Below are 2,446 nucleotides of genomic sequence, written 5' to 3' on the forward strand. Positions count from 1 at the left end.
CTGTGCGAGGGCTTCGACGGCCAGGCCCAGATGTTCTTCGGCCGCAGCTACGCCGAGTCCCCGGACATCGACGGGCGCATCTACTTCACCGCCGATTCCCAGGTGGAGCCGGGCACCTTCGTCACCGTGCGCCTGACCGGCGTCATGGACGGCGAGCTCACCGGCGAGCTGGCGGAGTAAGGGCGGAAGGAGTATATCGACATGAATTTGCCCAATAAACTGACTCTTTTGCGCATTATCCTGATCCCCGTCTTTATGGTGGTGCTGTACTGGGGCTTCCCCGGCGCCAATTACGTAGCCCTGGCCATCTTCATTGTGGCCAGCCTCACGGACATGCTGGACGGCAAGATCGCCCGCAAGTACAACCTGGTGACGGACTTCGGCAAGTTCGCCGACCCCCTGGCGGACAAGATGCTGGTCACCGCCGCCATGCTGTGGTTTGTGGAAATCGGACAGATGGCCGCCTGGATGCTGCTGATCGTGGTGTGCCGGGAGTTCGCCGTCAGCGGATTGCGGATGATCGCCGCCGACAAGGGCCGGGTCATCGCCGCCGGCTGGTCCGGCAAGGTGAAGACCGCTTCCACCATGGTGTGCATCGTCCTCATGTTCCTGCCCATCCCGGCGGTGGTGAACACCATCTGCGTGTGGGTCATCACCCTGACCACCCTGTACTCCGGCGTGGAGTACTTTGTGAAAAACAAGGACATCATCGCCTCGGCGTAAGGGGCGAAAAAAAGCCGCGGATGCATCCGCGGCTTTTTTGTTTACAGCAGGGCGGCCAGCACCAGCTGGAGGAGGAAGATCAGCGCCATGGCCGCCGCCACCGCCCCCACCACGCCCCAAAAGTCCAGGCCCCGGGGCGCCGGGTCCGGCACGGTCATGGCGGTGCCGCCGCCGGGGAGGGCGTCCGCCGGAGCGCCGTCGTCCGCCACCACCCGGACGGAGGAGAACATGGCCCAGTTGAGGTTGGCGGCAAGGTACCGGGCGGCGCCGTCCGTCAATCCCCGCCGCAGCACCGTCTCCCGGCCGTCGGATACTTGCAGCATCCGCCGGGCCTCTTCCCGATTAAGTCCGCACAGCTCCATGAGATGGTCCTCGGCGTAGGGGTTGGCGTAGTACCGGCCCACCGCCGTCACCGCGTAGCGCTGGCGGGACGGGGGCGCGTCGGGCAGGGGATAGCCGCAGTGGGGACACACGGCCCCGTCCACCGGCCGGCCGCAGCAGGGACACCGGTCCGGCCGGGCCGGTGGGGGCTGCCCGGTGCCTGTATCCTCCGGCTCCTTTCCCAGCAGCACGTAGTCTGCCGACACATGGAGGGCCAGGCACAGCCGCCCCACCGTCACCGCGTCCGGCACCGTCTGTCCGCTCTCCCACTTGCTCACCGCCTGGCGGGTGACCCCCACCAGCTCCCCCAGCTGCTCCTGGGTGAGCCCGGCGGCCCGGCGCACGGCGGCGATCCGATCGCCCAGCTCCATAAAATCCCTCCTTTGCTGACCCTATTGTAGCAAAGGCGTCGGGCGGTGACAAGCGACGGCGGCGGGCACACTGTCAACCGCCCGTTGACAAAGGGAAAAATTTCCCGCCCCCTTGACACGCCGGGAAAGTCCTGCTAGTATACTGGGGTAAGATGATTGCGCGAGGAACGGAAAGAGTACCGGTTCATCCGAAGGACAGAGAGGGCGTGCCGCCGGCTGCAAGCGTGCCCACGGAGGAGACCGGGAAGTGCATCCGGGAGCGCGGGGCGTAATGGCCCCCGGCGAGGCCGCCGTTATCGGGCCGGTCCGGCTGCTTGGCCGGCGTGAGCGATAAGCGAGAGTGGAACCGCGTGTCAACGCCTCTTGCACCCTGTGGGGTGCGGGAGGCGTTTTTGTATTTTCCCGGTAAAGGAGGTAAAGCTATGATGATTCGGAACCGTTTGGACTCCTGTGCAGTACGATGTTGGGGACCTTGTACCTGTACCGTCACAACCAATCGACTGAATAAAGGAGTTTTTGAATATGAGACATCATCCCTTTGCCGCTCTTTCCGACCTGCTGGGCGCCTATCAGCGCCGTGACCCTGCCGCCCGCAGCAAGCTGGAGATCTTTCTGCTCTATCCCGGCGTCCACGCCGTCCTCTACCACCGGCTGGCCCACTGGCTCTACCGGCATCACGCCTTCTTCCTGGCCCGCTTCGTCTCCCAGTGGAACCGCTTCTGGACCGGCATCGAGATCCACCCCGGCGCCGTCATCGGCCGCCGCCTGGTCATCGACCACGGTATGGGCATCGTCATCGGCGAGACCGCCGAAGTGGGGGACGACTGCCTCCTCTACCAGGGGGTGACCCTGGGCGGCACCGGCAAGGACCAGGGCAAGCGCCATCCCACCCTGGGCAGCGGCGTGCTGGTGGGCTCCGGCGCCAAGGTGCTGGGCCCCTTCACCGTGGGGGACAACGCCCGCATCGCCGC

Annotated in this window: 3 protein-coding genes and 1 pseudogene; 3 read left to right on the forward strand and 1 reads right to left on the reverse strand. The window is 65.6% G+C overall.

Annotated features, from left to right (window positions below; all coding sequences use genetic code 11):
* Nucleotides 1-180, forward strand: a pseudogene (locus tag QZS13_RS10160) (30S ribosomal protein S12 methylthiotransferase RimO); the annotation flags it as partial.
* A 21-nt stretch (nucleotides 181-201) separates the two neighbouring features.
* Nucleotides 202-723, forward strand: coding sequence for a CDP-diacylglycerol--glycerol-3-phosphate 3-phosphatidyltransferase (gene pgsA / locus QZS13_RS10165; RefSeq protein ID WP_295588594.1), 522 nt, complete (start codon nucleotides 202-204; stop codon nucleotides 721-723).
* Between the two features lie 41 nt (nucleotides 724-764).
* Here pgsA and QZS13_RS10170 read toward each other — a convergent pair whose 3' ends face one another.
* Nucleotides 765-1,475, reverse strand: a complete 711-nt coding sequence (locus QZS13_RS10170) for a helix-turn-helix domain-containing protein (RefSeq protein ID WP_295588596.1) — start codon at nucleotides 1,473-1,475, stop codon at nucleotides 765-767.
* A 522-nt stretch (nucleotides 1,476-1,997) separates the two neighbouring features.
* Between QZS13_RS10170 and epsC the strand changes: the two genes are divergently transcribed.
* Nucleotides 1,998-2,446, forward strand: a 449-nt coding sequence (gene epsC, locus QZS13_RS10175) for a serine O-acetyltransferase EpsC (RefSeq protein ID WP_295588598.1), incomplete at its 3' end; no start/stop codon positions are given.

The sequence above is a fragment of the uncultured Oscillibacter sp. genome (assembly GCF_900546705.1).
GTDB lineage: Bacteria > Bacillota > Clostridia > Oscillospirales > Oscillospiraceae > Oscillibacter.

Bases quoted from the DNA above. Each gene is read 5' to 3' on its own strand.
- pgsA (WP_295588594.1), top strand. From the start codon at position 202: ATGAATTTGCCCAATAAACTGACTCTTTTGCGCATTATCCTGATCCCC.
- QZS13_RS10170 (WP_295588596.1), bottom strand. From the start codon at position 1,475: ATGGAGCTGGGCGATCGGATCGCCGCCGTGCGCCGGGCCGCCGGGCTC.